The sequence below is a fragment of the Amycolatopsis sp. NPDC004378 genome, assembly GCF_053602455.1.
Genome location: NZ_JBSGDR010000001.1, coordinates 835,391 through 853,705, shown reverse-complemented (window position 1 = coordinate 853,705; position 18,315 = coordinate 835,391). Strand labels below are relative to the sequence as shown.

The 18,315-nt window shown below is 70.9% G+C and carries 18 protein-coding genes; 5 read left to right on the top strand and 13 right to left on the bottom strand.

Features of this window, described 5'->3' with window-relative positions; translation table 11 throughout:
- Positions 1-32: 32 nt before the first annotated feature.
- Entirely contained in the window at positions 33-1,169 is a 1,137-nt protein-coding gene (locus ACWEN0_RS04185) for an acyl-CoA dehydrogenase family protein (RefSeq protein WP_451968763.1), read from the bottom strand.
- 100 nt (positions 1,170-1,269) lie between these two features.
- Between ACWEN0_RS04185 and ACWEN0_RS04180 the strand changes: the two genes are divergently transcribed.
- The 4 genes from ACWEN0_RS04180 (at position 1,270) to ACWEN0_RS04165 (ending at position 5,790) form a co-directional block, all read left to right on the top strand.
- Entirely contained in the window at positions 1,270-1,869 is a 600-nt protein-coding gene (locus ACWEN0_RS04180) for a TetR/AcrR family transcriptional regulator (protein WP_451968761.1), read from the top strand.
- A 41-nt stretch (positions 1,870-1,910) separates the two neighbouring features.
- Complete coding sequence (locus ACWEN0_RS04175) at positions 1,911-2,852, top strand: carbohydrate kinase family protein (RefSeq protein WP_451968759.1); 942 nt, start codon at positions 1,911-1,913, stop codon at positions 2,850-2,852.
- A gap of 198 nt (positions 2,853-3,050) precedes the next feature.
- Positions 3,051-4,367, top strand: a complete 1,317-nt coding sequence (locus ACWEN0_RS04170) for a citrate synthase (protein WP_451968757.1) — start codon at positions 3,051-3,053, stop codon at positions 4,365-4,367.
- 76 nt (positions 4,368-4,443) lie between these two features.
- The gene (locus ACWEN0_RS04165; protein WP_451968756.1) at positions 4,444-5,790 is read left to right on the top strand and encodes a cryptochrome/photolyase family protein; all 1,347 of its coding nucleotides are present in this window, start codon (positions 4,444-4,446) and stop codon (positions 5,788-5,790) included.
- A 4-nt stretch (positions 5,791-5,794) separates the two neighbouring features.
- Here the strand turns inward: ACWEN0_RS04165 and ACWEN0_RS04160 are convergent, their stop codons facing one another.
- The 5 genes from ACWEN0_RS04160 to ACWEN0_RS04140 are packed head-to-tail and all read right to left on the bottom strand — an operon-like array spanning position 5,795 to position 10,346.
- Entirely contained in the window at positions 5,795-6,985 is a 1,191-nt protein-coding gene (locus ACWEN0_RS04160) for an ABC transporter permease (RefSeq protein ID WP_451968755.1), read from the bottom strand.
- Positions 6,982-7,893, bottom strand: a complete 912-nt coding sequence (locus ACWEN0_RS04155; protein WP_451968754.1) for an ABC transporter ATP-binding protein — start codon at positions 7,891-7,893, stop codon at positions 6,982-6,984. Before ACWEN0_RS04155 ends, ACWEN0_RS04160 begins: the two co-directional genes overlap by 4 nt.
- A gap of 24 nt (positions 7,894-7,917) precedes the next feature.
- Positions 7,918-8,187, bottom strand: a complete 270-nt coding sequence (locus ACWEN0_RS04150) for a helix-turn-helix transcriptional regulator (protein ID WP_451968753.1) — start codon at positions 8,185-8,187, stop codon at positions 7,918-7,920.
- A 60-nt stretch (positions 8,188-8,247) separates the two neighbouring features.
- The gene (locus ACWEN0_RS04145; RefSeq protein WP_451968751.1) at positions 8,248-9,786 is read right to left on the bottom strand and encodes a glycerol-3-phosphate dehydrogenase/oxidase; all 1,539 of its coding nucleotides are present in this window, start codon (positions 9,784-9,786) and stop codon (positions 8,248-8,250) included.
- Complete coding sequence (locus tag ACWEN0_RS04140) at positions 9,783-10,346, bottom strand: TetR/AcrR family transcriptional regulator (RefSeq protein WP_451969852.1); 564 nt, start codon at positions 10,344-10,346, stop codon at positions 9,783-9,785. The genes ACWEN0_RS04145 and ACWEN0_RS04140 overlap by 4 nt, the downstream gene beginning before the upstream one ends.
- A 97-nt stretch (positions 10,347-10,443) precedes the next feature.
- Between ACWEN0_RS04140 and ACWEN0_RS04135 the strand changes: the two genes are divergently transcribed.
- On the top strand, positions 10,444-12,063 hold the full coding sequence (locus ACWEN0_RS04135) for an FAD-binding oxidoreductase (RefSeq protein WP_451968749.1): 1,620 nt from the start codon (positions 10,444-10,446) through the stop codon (positions 12,061-12,063).
- On the opposite strand, the gene ACWEN0_RS04130 is transcribed toward ACWEN0_RS04135, so the two are convergent.
- The 7 genes from ACWEN0_RS04130 to ACWEN0_RS04100 all read right to left on the bottom strand — a co-directional run bounded on the left by ACWEN0_RS04130 (position 12,060) and on the right by ACWEN0_RS04100 (position 18,298).
- Positions 12,060-12,623 (bottom strand): gamma-glutamylcyclotransferase family protein, encoded by a 564-nt coding sequence (locus ACWEN0_RS04130; RefSeq protein WP_451968747.1) that lies wholly within the window; start codon positions 12,621-12,623, stop codon positions 12,060-12,062. The two genes, ACWEN0_RS04135 and ACWEN0_RS04130, sit on opposite strands and share 4 nt — an antisense overlap.
- Positions 12,624-12,688: 65 nt before the next feature.
- A complete protein-coding gene (locus ACWEN0_RS04125) occupies positions 12,689-13,786 on the bottom strand; it encodes an S-(hydroxymethyl)mycothiol dehydrogenase (RefSeq protein ID WP_451968745.1) in 1,098 nt (365 codons plus the stop codon).
- A gap of 115 nt (positions 13,787-13,901) precedes the next feature.
- The gene (locus ACWEN0_RS04120; RefSeq protein ID WP_451968744.1) at positions 13,902-14,156 is read right to left on the bottom strand and encodes a hypothetical protein; all 255 of its coding nucleotides are present in this window, start codon (positions 14,154-14,156) and stop codon (positions 13,902-13,904) included.
- Between the two features lie 63 nt (positions 14,157-14,219).
- A complete protein-coding gene (locus tag ACWEN0_RS04115; protein WP_451968743.1) occupies positions 14,220-15,482 on the bottom strand; it encodes a peptidase C39 family protein in 1,263 nt (420 codons plus the stop codon).
- Positions 15,483-15,553: 71 nt separating this feature from the next.
- Positions 15,554-15,955 carry a PaaI family thioesterase gene (locus ACWEN0_RS04110; protein WP_451968741.1) on the bottom strand — a complete coding sequence of 134 codons (402 nt, stop codon included), beginning with the start codon at positions 15,953-15,955 and terminating at the stop codon, positions 15,554-15,556.
- Positions 15,956-16,011: 56 nt separating this feature from the next.
- On the bottom strand, positions 16,012-17,733 hold the full coding sequence (locus ACWEN0_RS04105) for a TIGR03767 family metallophosphoesterase (protein WP_451969850.1): 1,722 nt from the start codon (positions 17,731-17,733) through the stop codon (positions 16,012-16,014).
- 157 nt (positions 17,734-17,890) lie between these two features.
- Positions 17,891-18,298 (bottom strand): DUF4190 domain-containing protein, encoded by a 408-nt coding sequence (locus ACWEN0_RS04100; protein WP_451968739.1) that lies wholly within the window; start codon positions 18,296-18,298, stop codon positions 17,891-17,893.
- Positions 18,299-18,315: the final 17 nt, after the last annotated feature.

Genomic DNA, 18,315 nt, shown 5'->3' with positions numbered 1-18,315 from the left:
GCTGTACCGTACGTGTGACAGGAGCCGCTCGGTCAGGCCTTCTTCAGCTCCCGCGCGATGACCAGCCGCTGGATCTGGTTCGTGCCTTCGAAGATCTGCGGCACCTTCGCCTCGCGCATGTACCGCTCCACCGGGAAGTCCCGCGTGTACCCGGCGCCGCCGAGGACCTGGACCGCGTCCGTCGTCACCTTCATCGCGCCGTCCGTGGCCACCAGCTTGGCGATCGAGGCCTGGCGCTGGAACGGCAGCCCGCGGTCGCGGCGGCGCGCCGCCTCCAGGTAGCAGGCCCGGGACGACTCCACCACCGCCGCCATGTCGGCCAGGAGGAATTCCACCCCCTGGAAGTCGATGATCGGACGGCCGAACTGCGAGCGGCCCTTCGCGTACGTCACGGCTTCGTCCAGTGCCGCCTGCGCCAGGCCCACCGCGCACGCCGCGATGCCGAGGCGGCCCGAGCTCAGTGACGACAGGGCGATACGCAGGCCGTCACCGGCGGAACCCAGCAGCCGCGATGCCGGGACGCGGGCGCCGTCGAAGATCATCTGGGCCGTCGGCGAGCCCGTCAGGCCCATCTTGCGCTCGCGCGGCGCCGCCGAGAGGCCGGGTGTCGACGAGTCGATCAGCAGGCACGAAATCTCGTCCGGGCCGGTGCGCACCATCGTCGTGTAGAAGTCCGCCACGCCCGCGTGCGTGATCCACGCCTTCGTGCCGTTGACGACGTAGTCGGTGCCGTCGAGCCGCGCGCGGGTCGACAACGCGGCCGCGTCCGAACCCGCGTTCGTCTCCGACAGGGCGTACGCGCCCAGGAGCGAGCCTTCGAGCATGTCCGGGAGCCACTCGTCGCGCTGGGCGTCCGTGCCCCATTCGGCCAGGCCGTAGCAGGACATCGTGTGCACCGACAGGCCGACGCCGACCGTCATCCACGCCGTCGCGATCTCCTCCAGGACCTGCAGGTAGACCTCGTACGGCACCTCGCCGCCGCCCCAGCGCTCCGCGTACGGCAGCCCCAGCAGGCCGGACTTCCCGAGCAGGCGGAACTGCTCGCGCGGGAACTGCTCGGCCTCTTCGGCCGCCGCCGCGCGGGGCGCGAGCTCGTCGCGGGCGATCTCCCTGGTCAGCGCGATCAGGTCCTCGGCGGCCGAATCCGGCAGCAGGCGTTCCGCGGGCATCGTCGTCCTCCATGACGGTACTGAAAACAGTACTCTAGGCTCAACTAGAGTACTATAGAGCGGACTGGGGCGGACCGACTGCGTAGGAGATAGTGAGCCGATGTCCCCCCGCGAGGCCCTCGCCCTCGGAAGCAGCCGCCGGCTGACCGCTCGCCAGCGCGCGCTGCTCTCCGAGCTCGAAGAGCTCTTCCTCGCCGAGGGCTTCGCCGAGTTCACCCTGGACGACCTCGCCGCCCGCCTGCGCTGCTCGAAGTCGACGCTCTACGCGCTCGCGCCGAGCAAGGAGCAACTCGCCGTCAAGGTCGTCACCCGGTTCTTCCGCGGGGCCGCGGAGCGGATCGAAGAGCGGATCGCCGGGATCGACGACGCCCGCAAGCTCATCGGCGAGTACCTGGCCGGCGTCGCCGAACACCTGAACCGGGCTTCCCCGTCGTTCATGCGCGACCTCGCCGAGTTCGGCCCGGCCCGCGAGGCGTACCAGGTCAACAGCCGGTTCGCCGCGAACCGGCTCCGGCAGTTCATCGACCGGGGCGTGGCCGAGGGCGTCTTCCGCGACGTCCACGCCCGGCTCGTCGCCGAGATGACCGGGTTGATCATCGAAGGCATCCAGACCGGGGTGCTCGGGCAGCGGGCCGAGGTGTCCGACGCCGAAGCGTTCACCGCACTGGGTGAACTGCTGCTCGGCGGGCTCGACAAATAGCGGACAGGAATTGTCAGCCTGAACTCCACTAAACTCCCCGCGTGATCGTCGTAGGCGGAGAAGCACTGGTCGACCTGGTTCCCGGCGACCCCCTGGATTCCACTGTGGACGGTGGGCTGCGCGCGCTGCTGCCGCGCCTGGGCGGCGGGCCGTACAACGTCGCCCTGGCGGCCGGGCGGCTCGGCGTGCCGACGGCCTTCCTTTCCCGCGTCTCCACCGACCGCTTCGGCGAAGCGATGGTCGAGCGCCTGCACGCCTCGGCCGTCGGCACGGCGCTGCTGCAGCGCGGGGGCGAGCCGACGACGCTCGCCGTCGTCGCCCTCGACGCGAAGGGCGCCGCGCACTACACGTTCTACGTCGAGGGCACGGCCGACCGGCTGGTCGCGGACCCGGGACCGCTGCCGGAGAACGTGACCGCGCTCTCACTCGGCACCCTCGGCATGGTCCTCGAGCCCGGCGCGTCGGCGTACGAGGCGATGCTGCGGCGCGAGGCCGCCCGCGGCGTGCTGACCGTCCTCGACCCCAACATCCGCGAGGCGCTCATCACCGACCCGGCCGCCTACCGCGCCCGGTTCGCCTCCTGGCTGCCGGACGTCCGGCTGCTCAAGATCTCCGACGACGACGCCGCCTGGCTCACCGGCGGCGCCGACCCGGTCGCCGCCGCGAAGACGTGGGTCGAGTCCGGTGTGGACGCCGTGGTGCTCACCCGGGGCGCCGACGGGATCGCCGTGATCACCGCCGCGGGTGAGCTGGCCCACGTGCCGTCGCGGAAGGTGACGGTGGTCGACACGATCGGCGCGGGCGACACCGTCCAGGGCGCGCTGCTGGCCTGGCTGCACACGCACGAGGCCGCCGACCTGGCGTCCCTCGACGCCGGCGCGTGGCGCGAGGCGCTGGAGTACGCGGCGAAAGCGGCGTCGATCACCGTGTCGCGCAGCGGGGCCGAGCCGCCCACGTCGGCCGACATGGCGTCCACCGTGTGAACCTGGTCCCAAAGGGGCCCCCAGGAGCAACGCCACCGCTGCGCGAACACACGTTTCTCGACTAACGTTGAGGGGCATTCTTCATACCCCAGCGGGGCGGTGTGCAGCGAGGCGCCAGTGTTTCCTCGCGTGAACACTTGGCTACCTGTGGAACCCGCAGGCGCCGCCGGCCCGTGCCGAAACGTGAGAGGGACTTGCATGTCCGACGCGACGACTGCGGGGCAGTCCGGCGGCGAAACCGCGAAGCTGACCCTGCCGAGTGGCGAGCACGAGTTCAAGATCGTCCACCCGGTCGAGGGCGCGCCCGGGATCGAACTGGGGAAGCTGCTGGCGCAGACGGGGTACATCACCTACGACCCCGGGTTCGTCAACACCGGCGCCGCGTCGTCCGCCATCGCCTACATCGACGGTGACGCCGGGATCCTCCGGTACCGCGGTTACCCGATCGAGCAGCTGGCCGAGAAGTCGACCTTCGTCGAGGTGTCCTACCTCCTGATCTACGGCGAGCTGCCCACCGAGGCCCAGCTGGCCGACTTCACCGAGAAGATCCAGCGCCACACGCTGCTGCACGAGGACCTGAAGGCGTTCTTCAGCGGCTTCCCGCGTGACGCGCACCCGATGCCGGTCCTGTCCAGCGCGGTGTCGGCGCTGTCGACCTTCTACCAGGACTCGCTCGACCCGTTCGACGAGCCGAACGTGGAGCTGTCCACCATCCGGCTGCTCGCCAAGGTCCCGACCCTGGCCGCCTACGCCTACAAGAAGTCCGTCGGCCAGCCGCTGCTGTACCCGGACAACTCGCTCGGCCTGGTCGAGAACTTCCTGCGGATGACGTTCGGCTTCCCGGCCGAGCCGTACGAGGTCGACCCGGACATCGCGAAGGCGCTCGACCTGCTGTTCATCCTGCACGCCGACCACGAGCAGAACTGCTCGACGTCGACGGTGCGCCTGGTGGGCTCGTCCGAGGCGAACCTGTTCGCCTCGATTTCCGCCGGCATCAACGCGCTGTTCGGCCCGCTGCACGGCGGCGCGAACGCGGCGGTCCTCGACATGCTCGAGGGCATCCAGGCGGACGGCGGCGACGTCGCCAAGTTCGTCGAGCGCGTGAAGAACAAGGAAAAGGGCGTGAAGCTGATGGGCTTCGGGCACCGGGTCTACAAGAACTACGACCCGCGCGCGAAGATCATCAAGAACACCGCCGACGAGATCCTCGGCAAGCTGAAGGGCGGCGACCAGCTGCTCGACATCGCCAAGAAGCTCGAAGAGACGGCCCTTTCCGACGACTACTTCGTCGAGCGCAAGCTGTACCCGAACGTGGACTTCTACACCGGCCTGATCTACCGGGCGCTGGGCTTCCCGACGAAGTTCTTCACGGTGCTGTTCGCGCTCGGCCGGCTCCCGGGCTGGATCGCGCACTGGCGCGAGATGATCCAGGACCCGGCCACCAAGATCGGCCGCCCGCGGCAGATCTACACCGGCTACGACTCGCGGGACTACATCCCCATGTCCGACCGCTGAGCCGGACCGCTGAGTTTTCACCCTGGTAGTCGCCCCGCCGTGCACCCGCACGGCGGGGCGCTTATCGTTGGGCCGCGTGACCAAAGAAGCACCCGTCGTCCTGTGGTTCCGCCGCGACCTGCGGCTGGGTGACCACGCCGCGCTGCTCGAAGCGTCGAAGCACAGCAAGCACGTCCTCGCGCTGTACGTCCTCGACGAGGCGCTGCTGAAGCCGGGTGGCGCGCCGCGGGAGGCGTTCCTCTACGGGTGCCTGGAGAAGCTCGACGAGCAGCTCGGCGGCCGGCTGATGCTCGTGCGCGGCGAACCGGCGGCCGAGGTCGTGAAGGCGGCGAAGAAGATCGGTGCCGCGGCGGTGCACGTCAGCGCGGACACCGGGCCGTATGGCCGTCGACGGGACGCTTCCGTGGCGAAGGCGCTGGCGGAGCACAACATCGACTGGGTCGAGACCGGCTCGCCGTACGCGATCACGCCCGGCCGCGTCACCAAGCCGGACGGCGACCCGTACCGCGTCTTCACGCCGTTCCACCGCGCTTGGACCGCGCACGGCTGGCGCGGGCCCGCCGACACCGGACCGTCCCTTGTGGACTGGGTGGAACCACCGCGGTCGCTCAAGATCCCCAAGCCGCCCAAGGTTCCGGCGACGCTGCCCGAGCCGGGCGAACAGGCCGCGCTGGACGTCTGGCACGCCTTCCTCGACAACGGCATCGAAACCTACGACGAGGATCGCGACCGGCCGGACCGCGAAGGCACGACCCGGCTTTCGCCGTACCTGCGCTGGGGCTGCGTCCACCCGCGGACGCTCCTGGCCGACCTGGAAGGCGACGACCGCGCCGGCGCGAAATCCCTGCGCAGCGAGATCTGCTGGCGCGAATTCCACGCCGACGTCCTGTTCAACCGCCCGGAAACCGCACGCGAGAACTACGACTCGCGCTTCGACAAGATGAAGCACGACAACGACCACGACGCCTTCGAGCGGTGGTGCGCGGGCAGGACCGGCTACCCGGTCGTCGATGCCGGGATGCGGCAGCTGCTCGCCGAGGGCTGGATGCACAACCGGGTGCGGATGGTCGTCGCGAGCTTCCTGGTGAAGGACCTGCACCTGCCGTGGTGGTGGGGCGCGCGGCACTTCATGAAGCACCTGGTGGACGGCGACCTGGCGTCCAACCAGCTGAACTGGCAGTGGGTCGCGGGCTGCGGCACCGACGCCGCGCCGTACTTCCGGATCTTCAACCCCACGACGCAGGGGGAGAAGTTCGACCCGAACGGCGACTACGTCCGCAAGTACGTGCCGGAGCTGCGGCCGGTCCAGGGCAAGGCGGTCCACAAGCTGAAGGACCGCCCCGAGGGCTACCCGGAGCCCATGGTCGACCACGCCCACGAGCGCCAGGTGTCCCTGGAGCGGTACGGCGCGATCACGTCGTGAGTGGTCAGCCGCGCAGGGCCTCCGACAGCTTGATGCGGCTGCCGATGCGCAGCACGCTGTTGCCGTAGATCCTGCCGCCCAGCCAGGTCAGGGCCGCGACCAGCGCGACGGTCAGGCCGAGCGACAACCCGATCTCCCAGCCGGCCGCCGCGCCGGTCGAGATCCGGGCCGGCATCAGGATCGGCGACAGCAGCGGGATCAGCGAGAGCACCTTGGTCCCGGTGCCCGACGGGTCCTGCAGCAGCAGGTTGATCCCGGCGATGAACCCGACGACGAGGATGATGTTGAGCGGCGAGACCACCGACTGCGTGTCCTCCTGCCGCGAGACCAGCGAGCCGAGCGCGCCGTAGATCGTGGCGTACAACAGGAAACCGAGCAGGTACCAGAGCAGGCCCCACAGCAGCGTCCCGGTGGCGAAGCCGGACAGGGTGAACACGCCGGTGACCGAGGCCGCGACCAGCCCGGCCGCGCCGAGGATCACCAGCTGCGTCAGGCCGACCAGGCCGAGCCCGATCACCTTGCCCAGCAACAGCTGCCACGGCCGCACGCTGGCGAGCAGGATCTCCACGACCCGGCTCGACTTCTCCTCGACGACGCCCTGGGCGACCATCATCCCGTAGGTGATGATGCTGAGGTAGAGCAGGAACGCCACGATCAGCCCGACGACCAGCCGTTGCGTGTGGTCGGCGGGTTCCGGCGAGATCGGGTCGTCCTGCACGTGCGTGCCGTCGACCTGCGCCATCACGTCGGCCGGCTCGAGCTGCGCGGACGACAGCACGCCGTCGAGCACCTGCTGCTGCGCGACCTGGTCGAGCACCCGGCGCAGCTGGTCGTCCAAAGAGGACTTGTAGGTGGCGGTCAGCTTCGCCGCGCTGCCCGAGACGAGCGCGTCGAGGTCGCCGTTCTCGACCTGCCGGCGACCCTCGGCCGGGTCGGTGACGGTGACCGTCTCGACCTGCCGCCCGGACTGGGCCGCCGCGACCTGCAACTGCCGCGCGATGCCGGTCGCCTGCCCGGTCAGGCCGACGGTGTTCTTCTCCGCCGACCCGGCCAGCGCCGTCTGGAAGCCGACGTACCCCAGCAGCAGCACGAGCAGCACCGCGGTGCCGATCACGAACGAACGCGTCCGCAGCCGGGTGTTGAGCTCGCGCTTCAGCACGAGCCAGACGGCCCGGCGGCCACTCAGCTTCTTCATCGTTTCCCCTTGTCGGACACCGCGTCGCGGAACAGCTCGGTCAGCGACCGGCGACGGCGGCTGAACTCGGTGACCGGTCCGGTCGCCAGGGCCGCGGCGAGCACGGCCTGGTCGTCGGCGCTGGGTTCGAGGTCGAGCACGGTGGTGGGACCGTGGTTTTCGACGACGCGCACGCCGGGCAGCCCGGCGGCCCAGCCTTCGGGCGCGGCCGGCGCGGTCACGACGAGCTTGCTGCTCGCCCCCGCGGTCAGCTCGGCGACCGTGCCGACGGCGACCATCCGGCCGGCGCGGATGATCCCGACGCGGTCGCACAGCCGCTCGACGAGGTCGAGCTGGTGGCTGGAGAACACGACCGGCACCCCGGCCGCCGCCTTCTCACGCAGCACCGCGCTCATGACGTCGACGGCGAGCGGGTCCAGGCCGGAGAACGGCTCGTCGAGCACCAGCACGGCCGGGTCGTGCACCAGCGCGGCGGCCAGCTGGACGCGTTGCTGGTTGCCGAGGCTGAGCTTCTGGACCTCGTCCTTGCGGCGCTCGGCCAGCCCGAGCCGGGCGATCCAGAGCTCGGCGTTGCGGTGGGCTTCGTTCGTGCTCAGGCCGTGCAGCTCCGCCAGGTAGACGAGCTGGTCGAGCACCTTCATCTTCGGGTAGAGCCCGCGCTCCTCCGGCATGTAGCCGATGTGCGTCCGGGTCTCGTGGGTGACCGGGCGGCCGTCGAAGCGGACTTCCCCGCCGTCGGCGGCGAGCACCCCCAGCGCGATCCGCATCGTGGTCGTCTTGCCGGCGCCGTTGCTGCCGACGAACCCGAACAGCTCCCCGGCGCGGACGTCGAACGAGACGCCGTCCAGCGCGACCTTCGTGCCGTAGCGCTTGGAGATCGCGTCGATCTCCAGGGTCCCCTCAGGCATTCCCCATCCCCTCCTCGTGCCCGGTCATGCTCCCCCCTCGCGGTAGACCTGGGTGGACAGCGGTGTGAACGGCTCGCGGCTGAACACCGCTTCGACCGGCAGGTCGAACACCGCGCAGATCCGGAACGCCAGGTCCAGGCTCGGATAGTGGTCCCCCCGCTCGAGCGCGCCGATGGTCTGCGGGTTGACCTCGACGGCGCTCGCGAGCGCGGCCCTGCTCAACCCGCGCTCGGCGCGAAGCACGGCCAGCCGGTTGTAGATCGGCAGCTCTTTGCCGCGTCTGACCGGACTCATGAAACGTACTGTTGCAAAAACCCAATGGGACGTCAACTCAAGAGAACGTCAAGGTCCGGTTCAGGCGAGCCCGGCGAGCGACTTGTCGACAAGCTCCGCGACGCGTGGCCTCGCGGCCTCGGCGTCGGCCGGGACCAACGCCAGCCGGGTCCGGCGCTCCAGCACGTCCGCGACGTCCAGGGCGCCCTCGTTCCGGACCGCCCACACGACCTCGGCCGCGGTGATCTCCGTCCCGGGGAAGACCGGCGCGGCGAACTCCTCGTCCAGCTCGCCCAACGCCGCCACGCGCGGCGCTTCCGTTCCGTAGCGCGCGACCAGCCGCGGTGCGGCGTCCACAAGGGACAGACTCGGCCGGGGAGCCGCGCCCAGCAGGGGCAACCGGGACGTCCGGCACGGCGAAGCCGAAAGCCCGGCCAGCCGGACGGCGGCGTCGACCGCGTCCTCCGCCATCCGCCGGTACGTCGTGAGCTTCCCGCCGACCACGGTCAGGAGCCCGTCCGATCCGGCCAGGACCGCGTGCTTGCGCGACAGGTCCGCCGACCGGCCGCCGCCCTCGACCAACGGCCGCAGGCCCGCGTACGAGCCGGCGACGTCGTCTCGCGTCAAGGGCCGCGAAAGAACCGAAGAGGCCAGCGACAGCAGGAAGTCCACATCGGACTCGGGCACCGAAGGCACGTCGGGGATCGAGCCCGGCACCGGCTCGTCGGTGAGTCCCAGGTAGACGCGGCCGTCCGGCTGGGGGAGCAGGAAGACGAACCGGTTGGTCTCGCCCGGCACGGGGATGTTCACCGACGTCGTGCCCATCGGGACCGTCCCCGGCGCCAGCACCAGGTGCGACCCCAGCGACGGCCGCAGCCGGACCGACCCCGTGAGGGTGCCCGCCCAGACGCCCGCCGCGTTGATCACCTGGCGGGCGTGGATGTCGAACGAATCGCCCGAAAGTCCGTCGCGGACCCGGACCCGGTCCGCCGAAAGGGACGACGCGGACAGGCGGGTCAGGATCCGGGCGCCGAACGACGCCGCCGTGCGCGCCAGGGAAACCACCAGCCGGGCGTCGTCGACCAACGCGCCGTCGTAGGCCAGCAACGCGCCGCGCAGACCGGGCACGGCGAGCCCGGGAGCCAGGGCAAGCGCTTCCGCGGCCGGGACCGAACGCGGCCGCGGCAGCACCGACGACGGCGTGCGCGCCGCCCGGCGGAGGCCGTCGCCCGCGCGGAGGCCGGCCGCCACGAGCGCCTGCTGGGCCCGGGAAGTGCTGGGGTACAACGGGAACAGCTGCGGCATCGCGCGGGTCAGGTGCGGTGCCGTGCGCGTCATCAGGATGCCGCGTTCGACAGCGCTTTCATGGGCCAGGCCGAGCTCGCCGTGCGCCAGGTACCGCAGGCCGCCGTGCACGAGCTTCGACGACCAGCGTGATGTCCCGAACGCGAGGTCGTGCGCCTCGACGAGCGCCACCGACAGCCCGCGCGAAGCCGCGTCCAGGGCGATGCCCGTGCCGGTCACACCGCCGCCGACCACCGCGACGTCGACGCGCTCGCCCGACGCCAGCTCCGCGAGCTCGCGTTCGCGTCGCCGCGCGTTGAGCGAGCCGGACGTCATGGCTTCAGCGCCGCGTCGAGCACGTGCGTGAACTCCGCCAGCAGTGCCGCCTCGCCGACGTCCACCGTGGCCGGCCGCAGTGAGAACGCGAACGACTGGACCACCAGCAGCACCGACCGGGACTGCGCCGCGACGGGCGCGCGCCGGATCGAACCGTCGCGGTGACCGGCTTCCAGCAGCTGGTGGAGGGCCTGTTCGGCGAACTTCTGGGTCGCGCCGAGCCGCTCCACGATGTACGGGAGGACGAGCTCGGGGTCGACGTCGAGCAGCGTGCGGAACAGCGGGTCGGCCGCCAGCGCGCGGACGCCGGCCGACGCGATGAGCACAAGCCGCTCGCGGCTGTTCGCGGCGTCGGCGCCGCGCTCGCTCGCCGTGCGCAGGAGCCCGCTGAACTCGCGGGTCATCAGGGCGGCGAGCACGCTGCGGACGTCCGGGAAGCGGCGGTAGACCGTCATCCGGCTGACCCGGGCGGTGCGGGCGATCTCGGCGAGTGTGGTGCGGCGCACACCGACGGCCAGCACGCACGAGCGCGCGGCGTCGAGCAGCACGTCATCGGCCACGCGCGTCGCCGTCTGGCGGTTGCGGGTGTCCGCGAGCGCGGAGGAACCCGCGGTCTGGGTGGTGTGACGTTTCACGTCCATGTGTCACACTGTATCGGTGAACGCGCTCATTGACCACCGCCTTCGAGGGTCCTGGACCCCGGAAGCCGCCGACGCCGCCCGGCTGCCCGCCCGGGCCGCGAAGTGGCTCGACCAGCGTATCGGTCCGATCGCCCCCGGTGCTGCCCCCGCGGGCGAAATGCCGGTGGAAATACCGTCACCGAAACTGGCCGGATCTGCTGTCACGGCGCTGTCGGAGGTCGTCGGCGCGGAGAACGTGCTGGTGGAGAACGCCGAGCGGCTCGCGCGCGCGACCGGGCTGTCCTACCTCGACCTGCTGCGCCGCCGGTCGCCCGAGGTGGGCTTCCCGGTGCCCGACGCGGTGGTGCTGCCGGCCGACCCGGACGAGGTCCAGGCCGTGCTCGACGTCTGCGTCCGGCACGACGTCGGTGTCGTGCCCTTCGGCGGCGGCACGTCGGTGGTCGGCGGCGTCGCCGCGCTCAGCGGGGAGAAGACAGCGGTCATCGCCCTCGACCTCGCCCGGCTCGACGCCCTGGTGTCGGTCGACGCGGAGTCGCGCATCGCCGTCCTGCAGGCGGGTGTCCGCGGTCCCGAGGCCGAGCGCCTCCTCGGCGAGCACGGCCTGACCCTCGGGCACATCCCGCAGTCGTTCGAGCGCGCCACGATCGGCGGCTTCGCGGCGACGCGCTCGGCCGGGCAGGCGTCGTCGGGCTACGGCCGCTTCGAGGACATGGTCAAGGGTGTGCGGCTGGCCACCCCGCGCGGCGAGTGGAAGCTCGGGATCGCGCCGGCGTCCGCCGCCGGGCCGGACCTGCGGCAGCTCGCGGTCGGCAGCGAAGGGACCCTCGGCGTCATCACCGAGGTGTCGCTGCGGGTGCGGCCGGCGCCGCCGGTCAAGCGGTACGAGGGCTACGCGCTGCCGGGGTGGGAAGCGGGCCGCGAAGCCGTCCGCGACCTCGCGCAGCACCACGCGCTCGCCGACGTGACCCGGCTGTCCGATGTGGACGAAACCGAGGTTTCGCTGGCGCTGAACGCCGGCCTGAAGACGACGGTGCTGCGCAGGTACCTGGCCGCGCGCGGGGTGCCGCACCCGTGCTTCCTGATCGTCGGCTGGGAGGGCACCGCCGACGACGTCGCGATCCGGCGCAGCCGGACGGCCCGGCGGCTCAAGGCGCTGGGCGCGGTGCGCGTCGGCAAGGCGCTCGGTGAGTCGTGGCGGCACGGGCGGTTCGCCGGGCCCCGGCAGCGGGATGCCCTGATGGACCACGGGGTCTGCGTCGAAACCCTGGAGACCGCCGCCTATTGGTCCAATGTGGACGAGCTGCGGGACGACGTCCGCGCGGCGCTCACGGCGTCCTTGGGGCGCGCGATCGTCATGTGCCACATTTCGCACGCGTACGAGACGGGCGCGTCGCTGTACTTCACGGTGCTGACGGCCCGCGACGAGGCCGACCCGGTCGGCCAGTGGCAGCGCGCGAAGGCGGCGGCGTGCGAGGCGATCGCCGGCCTGGGCACGATTTCGCACCACCACGCCGTCGGCGTCGACCACGCGCCCTACCTGAAGGCGGAGATCGGCGCGCTGGGCGTCGACGTGCTGCGCGCGGCGAAGAACGCGGTCGACCCGACCGGGATCCTCAACCCCGGCAAGCTGATCTAGGGAAAGGTGCGCCCGTCCGGCGGCTCGACGACCTCGCACGCCACGCCGGGGCCGTCGGCGGGCTCGCCCCGGAGCTCGACGGCCTGCGCCTGCGGGACGTCGGCCGTGCGGACCGGCTTGCCGTCGACCAGCAGCGGGTAGCGGATCGGCACCGCGCCGATGTAGGCCAGCACGTCCGTCACCGGGCTGCCGTCTTCGAGCGTGATGCGCGGCTCGGTGAGCCGGACCAGGTGGTAGCGGTTGCCGCGGCCTTCGCAGACGTCCAGCACGGCGAGCTGGTCCGGCGTCACGAACCAGACGGCGTGCTCCTCGACGCCCGGCAGCGCGGTGAGCGTCGCCGGGCGCTGGCCGTCGCGGTAGCGCAGGCCGGCCGCCCACACCGCGGCGAGGCCGTCGCAGCGGGCGTGCGCCACCACGACCGGGCCTTCGAGGCCCAGTTCGGCACGCATCCAGCTGATCTTCGACGGGTTCGCGTTGGAGCCGTAGGCGAGCACGGCCTGCCTGTCGCGCCAGCCGTCCGGCGCGGTGTCCAGCGGCCGGCCGACGCCGTTTTCGTGCACGAAGGAGTAGCCCGGCCGGGTCCCCGGATAGGGGTCGGCCGGGTAGTCCGCGTCGGCGAAGAGGTTCAGAACGTCACCACGCTGCGGAGGACGTCACCGCGGTGCATGCGCTCGAAGGCCTGCTCCACGCCGTCGACGCCGATGCGCTCGGTGACGAACTTGTCGAGCGGCAACCGGCCCTGCAGGTAGAGGTCGACGAGCATCGGGAAGTCCCGGCTCGGCAGGCAGTCGCCGTACCAGGACGACTTGAGCGAACCGCCGCGCGAGAAGAAGTCGATCAGGGGAAGGTCGTTCAGCCGCATGTCCGGCGTCGGGACGCCGACGAGGACGACCGTGCCGGCCAGGTCGCGGCCGTAGAAGGCCTGCCGCCAGGTCTCCGGGCGGCCGACGGCGTCGACCACGACGTCCGGGCCGAAGGAGTGCGTGGCGTCCTGCATGGCCTCGACGACCTGCTCCTCGGACAGGTTCCTGCTGTTCACCGTGTGCGTGGCGCCGAAGTCCTTCGCCCACTCGAGCTTCCGGTCGTCCGTGTCGATCGCGATGATCGTGGTGGCGCCGGCCAGCTTCGCGCCCGCGATGGCGGCGTCGCCGACCCCGCCGCAGCCGATGACCGCGACCGAGTCGCCGCGCGTGACGGCCCCGGTGTTGATCGCCGCGCCGAGCCCGGCCATCACCCCGCAGCCGAGCAGCCCCGCGACCGCGGGTTCGGCCTCGCGGTTCACCTTCGTGCACTGTCCGCTGTGGACGAGTGTCTTCTCGAGGAACGCGCCGATGCCCAGGGCGGGCGACAGCTTGGTGCCGTCGGTGAGGGTCATCGGCTGGGCGGCGTTGAAGGTGGAGAAGCAGTACCAGGGCTTGCCGCGCTTGCAGGCCCGGCAGGTGCCGCAGACGGCGCGCCAGTTGAGGATGACGTAGTCGCCGGGCTCGAGATCGGTGACGCCGTCGCCGACCGCCTCGACGACGCCGGCGGCCTCGTGGCCGAGCAGGAACGGGAAGTCGTCGTTGATCCCGCCCTCGCGGTAGTGCAGATCGGTGTGGCAGACCCCGCAGGCCTGCACGTTCACGACGGCCTCGCCCGGCCCGGGATCCGGGACGACCACGGTCTCCAGCGAGACCGGCTCACCCTTCGCCCGCGAAACGACCCCCTGGACCTCGTACGGCATGCGAATCCACCTTCCGGCTGCACTGCAGGTTCGCCCGCAGCTTGCCACGGATCACGGTGGGATGGCGACATCCGCATGAGTGAGAGTCGGTGACTCATGCGCAACGAGTTGCGTGTTACGCAACTTCGGCGACCCAGCTCCGGTCGGCGTCGGTGGTTTCGTCGTCGACCCAGGCGAACGGGCGGCCCGCCGCGTGCTCGACGATCGGCCGGGTCTTCCAGTGCGGCCCCGGGTCGACCCGGGACAGCAGGGGATTGCCCAGGTCGGCGTCCGTGAACTGCGCGTACTCGCCGGAACGCGGCCGAACGGGATCAGGGGGCCGTCGATGTCGAGGAACAGCAGGGGGCGCATGGTGACGGCAGTCTGGCACGGGCCTCCGGGACCTTCCCGCCCGCTCCCGGCTCGCACGATCCGGGAGCGGACGGCAAGACACTCAGGCCGGGGTGATGATGTACGCGACGCCGCCGGGGCCGCTCGCCACCGTGCCGTCCGCGCGGTAACGCTTCGTCCGCTGCCAGATCTTCTCGAACTGGTCGCGCTTGTACACGTTGCGCACCCGGTCGTTGCTGCTGGACGCCGGGTCGTTCGCGATCACGTCGCCGTCCTTCGTGAAGCCGACGACCACCATGATGTGCCCCGACGTCCCGTAGCCCGCGCCGTCCAGTTCCGAGGCCAGGAACGACTGCGACGTGATCACCGGGATGCCGCGGGCGATGTAGTTCTCCAGCTCGTTCAGCGAGTGCAGCCGCGTGATGTGCCCGCGCAGCCCGCGCGACGCCGCGTACGCCGTGTTGAACGGCCAGTTGCCCGTGCCGTCGTAGGCGTGGTCGTAGGTGTAGCGCGCCGCGAACGCCACCGACGGGTCGACGTAGTCCGCCGGGATCCACGACATCTCCGCCGCCGACGGCTTCTTGCCCCAGTACTCCGCCACCATCTCGGTCGACGTCGGGCTGCACCACGCCTCGCCGCCCCCGCCGTACTGGGGGAACTGTCCCTTGTGGAGGTTCTGCGCGTACGCCGGCACCTTCAGCTCGATCCCGGTCGCGCGGCCCGGCTTCGTCGTCTGGACGTCGAAGCGGTCCGGCACCGCCGAGGTCATCGCGCCCAGTGACGTCACCGACGGCGTCGCGTGCGAGCCCTTCTCGCGGTAGAGGCTGATCCGCAGGTGGTACGACTCGAGCGTCACCCCGGTCTTCATGACCAGCGTGTCGACGTCCACCGCGGCGTTCGCGTCGTCCTGCCCGTCGACGCTCGTGCGGAGGATGTCGCCGTCGCCGCTCGCCCAGCGGCCCATGACGTACCACGCCGTTTCGACGCCCGCCGACGTCCGGCCCTGCGCTTCGACCTGCAGCCAGGTCTTCTCCGGCGTCTTCGCGTTCCAGGACGCGACCAGCTGCGTCGCGCCGAAGCCCTCGCGGTACTCCGGCGAGGTCCACTGGCCGTACTCGTACGTTCTCGTCGTGCCCAGCTCCGGCTCGGTGTGCTCCACCGTGCCCGCCGGGTGCGTGATGCGCAGGCCGTCGCGCGTCAGGTCCAGCCCGGCGAAGTGGCCTTCGTGGAAGCGGCCGCCGTTCCACTCGTGGTAGTCGATCGCTTCGTCGTCGCCGGGCCGGGCGGGCGCGGCTTCGGCGACTTGTGCGGTTACAGCAGTCAACACGACGACTGACAATAAGGTGAACAACTTGCGTGCCCGCATCCCGGCTCCCTGATAGACCCACCCAGTAGGCAGGGATTTTCGCCGGTCCGGCCGGGTATGTAAACAGCTGTCTAGAGCACGGCCTGCGTCTGTGTCACTTTCGCGACCAACTTGCCGCCGTCGTCGTGGATCTCCGTCTCCACCACGACGAACTTGCGCCCGGCGTGCAGTGGTCTGGACGACGCAACGGCGTAGCCCGAACGCACGGCACGCAGGAAGTTCGTCTTCGACTCGACGGTCGTGGTGCCCTGCGCGCCCTCGGGCAGGTTGAGGAACGCGCAGACGGCGCCGGTCGAGTCGGCCAGCGCCATGAGCGCGCCGCCGTGCAGCGCGCCGCCGAGCGTGCAGAGGCTCTCGTCCCACTTCAGCCGGCTGCGGACGAGCGCGGGCGCGTGCTCCAGAACTTCGACGCCGAGGCGTTCGGAGAACGGCATGGTGCGGTGGAAGAGCTGCGTGCCCTCGGGATCGGTCATGCGGTCACTGTGCCGCACGGCCGCGCCCGAGGGCGATTACCCCGCGGGTAACGCGCTCAGCTCAGCGGGTTGACGAGCAGCAACTCGGTGTTGTGGTCCACGGCGTCCCCGACGCGGCCGAGGTTGGTGTGGATGTCGTTGTAGGACAGCTCGCGGTAGAGCGACGCAAGCGCTTGCGGGGTTCGGGCGCCGTAGTCCACGGCGTACGGCGCTTCCGCCTCGATCAAGGTCGTGAACAGCGACAACGTGCCGTCGGCGTTGTCGGCGACCTCGACGATCCGGGCGTGCTGCGGGAAGTCGATGTGCGATGCGGTGTTGATCTCCCAGAAGCCCTGCTGCGGGGTGTTCCCGGCGTGCGGGGTGATCTTGTTGAGGTGCGTGTGGCCGTTGACCCAGGCCAGCACGTTGGGGAACCGCTTGAGCAGCGCGACGAACGCGTTGCCGTCCAGGCGCGGGTCGAGCAGGTGCCGCGAGTCCGGCAGCACGTTGCCCATCGTGCCGCTGGTGTGGTGGCTGAACAGCAGGATCAGCTCGTCGGTGACGGTCTGGGTGACCTTGCGGCCGAAGAAGTCGTAGTACTTCGAGCTGTTGCGCTTGAGCGTCGCCTCGACCCAGTTGTACTGCGCGAGGCCGATCGAGCCGTCGGCGAACCCGGCGTCGGTCGTCGTGTCCAGGCTGATCCCGGTGACGCCCGGGGCGATCCGGAACGTGTAGTAGACGTTCTTGCCGTCGGCGTTGGCGCTGGTGAAGCCGTGCCCGGCCGGGCCGGGGCCGGTGTTGGCCGCGTCGAGGTGGGCGCGGACGAACTCGCCGGTGGTGAACGGGCGGCGCCGCGCGTCCGGCGTCACCTCGCGGATCGTGCCGCTGCCGCCGAACAGTTCGCCGACCGGGACGCTGGAGCCGCTCTTGATCGCGTCGGCGAGCTTCTTGGCGGAGGTCTCGTCCTTGCCGATCACCTTGTACTTGCCGGTGTACCAGGTGTCGATGCCGGGGATCTGCGCCGGCAGCGAGCCGACGATGCTGTCGTCGTGGTTGCCGAACGTGCAGAACCACGGGACGTCGAGGCCGGGCGCGGTGAACGTCTTGATGCCCGCTTCGAGCAGGCCGGGGATCTGGGGGAAGCCCTTGGCGGAGTAGTCGTCGGTGCCCGGCCTGCCCGGGTTCCAGAACTCGTGGTTGCCCGAGTTCTGCACGCCTTCGTAGGCGTTCGGGTCGCCGGAGTTCGGCGTGACGCTGCCGCCGTTGAGGACCTTGAGGAACCAGTCGAGCTCGATCAGTTCGTGGTTGTCGGTGTTGTCGCCGGTGGTGACCATCAGGTCGAACGGCCGTCCGGTGAACGGGCCCTGCCGCACGCTGTTGACGCGCTCGACGAGCGCGCTGGTGGCGACGGTGCCGAGCACCTCCTGCGGCCGGTGCGCGGAGCCGATGAAGGGGTGCAGGTACTCGAATCGCGCGGGGCTCTCGGTGTCCGTGATGTGCAGATCGGTGAACTGCACGAACGCGCCGAGCGCGCGGCGCCGGTCGTCGCGGCCGTTCTGCGGGGTGGCGAGGTCGCCGCGGACGACCAGCGGCCAGCCCGGACCCGCGCTCAGCCGGCTGTAGGTCGCGGTGCCGCCGCCGGTGGCCACCTGCTCGAGGGTGGTGCCGGCGGTGGTGACCGAGCGCGCGGTCGTGAGCCGCAGGGCGCGGTCGAGGGCGTTCGCGGTGGGCGTGCACAGCAGGAGTCCGACACCGGCGGCGCCCGCGGTGGCGAAGGTGCGCCGGGTGAGTTCGGCCATGGTGTTCGCTCCCCAGTCATCTCGGTTGCCCAGCACCGTGCCGGACAGGAGTGGACGCACGGTGAACATGAAAAACATTCATCGTGACAATTCAGTCCACCCTGTCACACGACGCGGCGAGGGGAGTACCGCCGAACGTCGTGGTGAATCCGGGCGCTCAGATCAGCGCGACGCCGAAGGACAGGAACAGCACGACCACGATGATCGCCGGGATGATCGCGAGGATGCCGCAGACGAGGCCGGCGATGCCCATGCCGCGGCCGGTGTAGCCCGGCTTCGCGCTCTGCACCATGCCGGCCCACGACAACGCGATCGCGAGCGCGCCCATGAACACGTCGCCGAACGGGATCCAGAACCCGATCAGCGCCAGGATGCCGATCACCATGCCCGCGACGCAGAGCCCGCTGGTGCGCAGCATCGGGTACGGCATCGCGTTGTAGGGCCCGGGGTACGGCTGCTGGACGGGCACCGGCGCGGACACCGGGTACTGCGGCCGCCACGCCGGTTCGATCGGGACCGGCAGCTGCGCCGGCGGTTCCTGCGCGTACGGGTCGGGAATGGTCATGTCGCACCTCTTCGTTC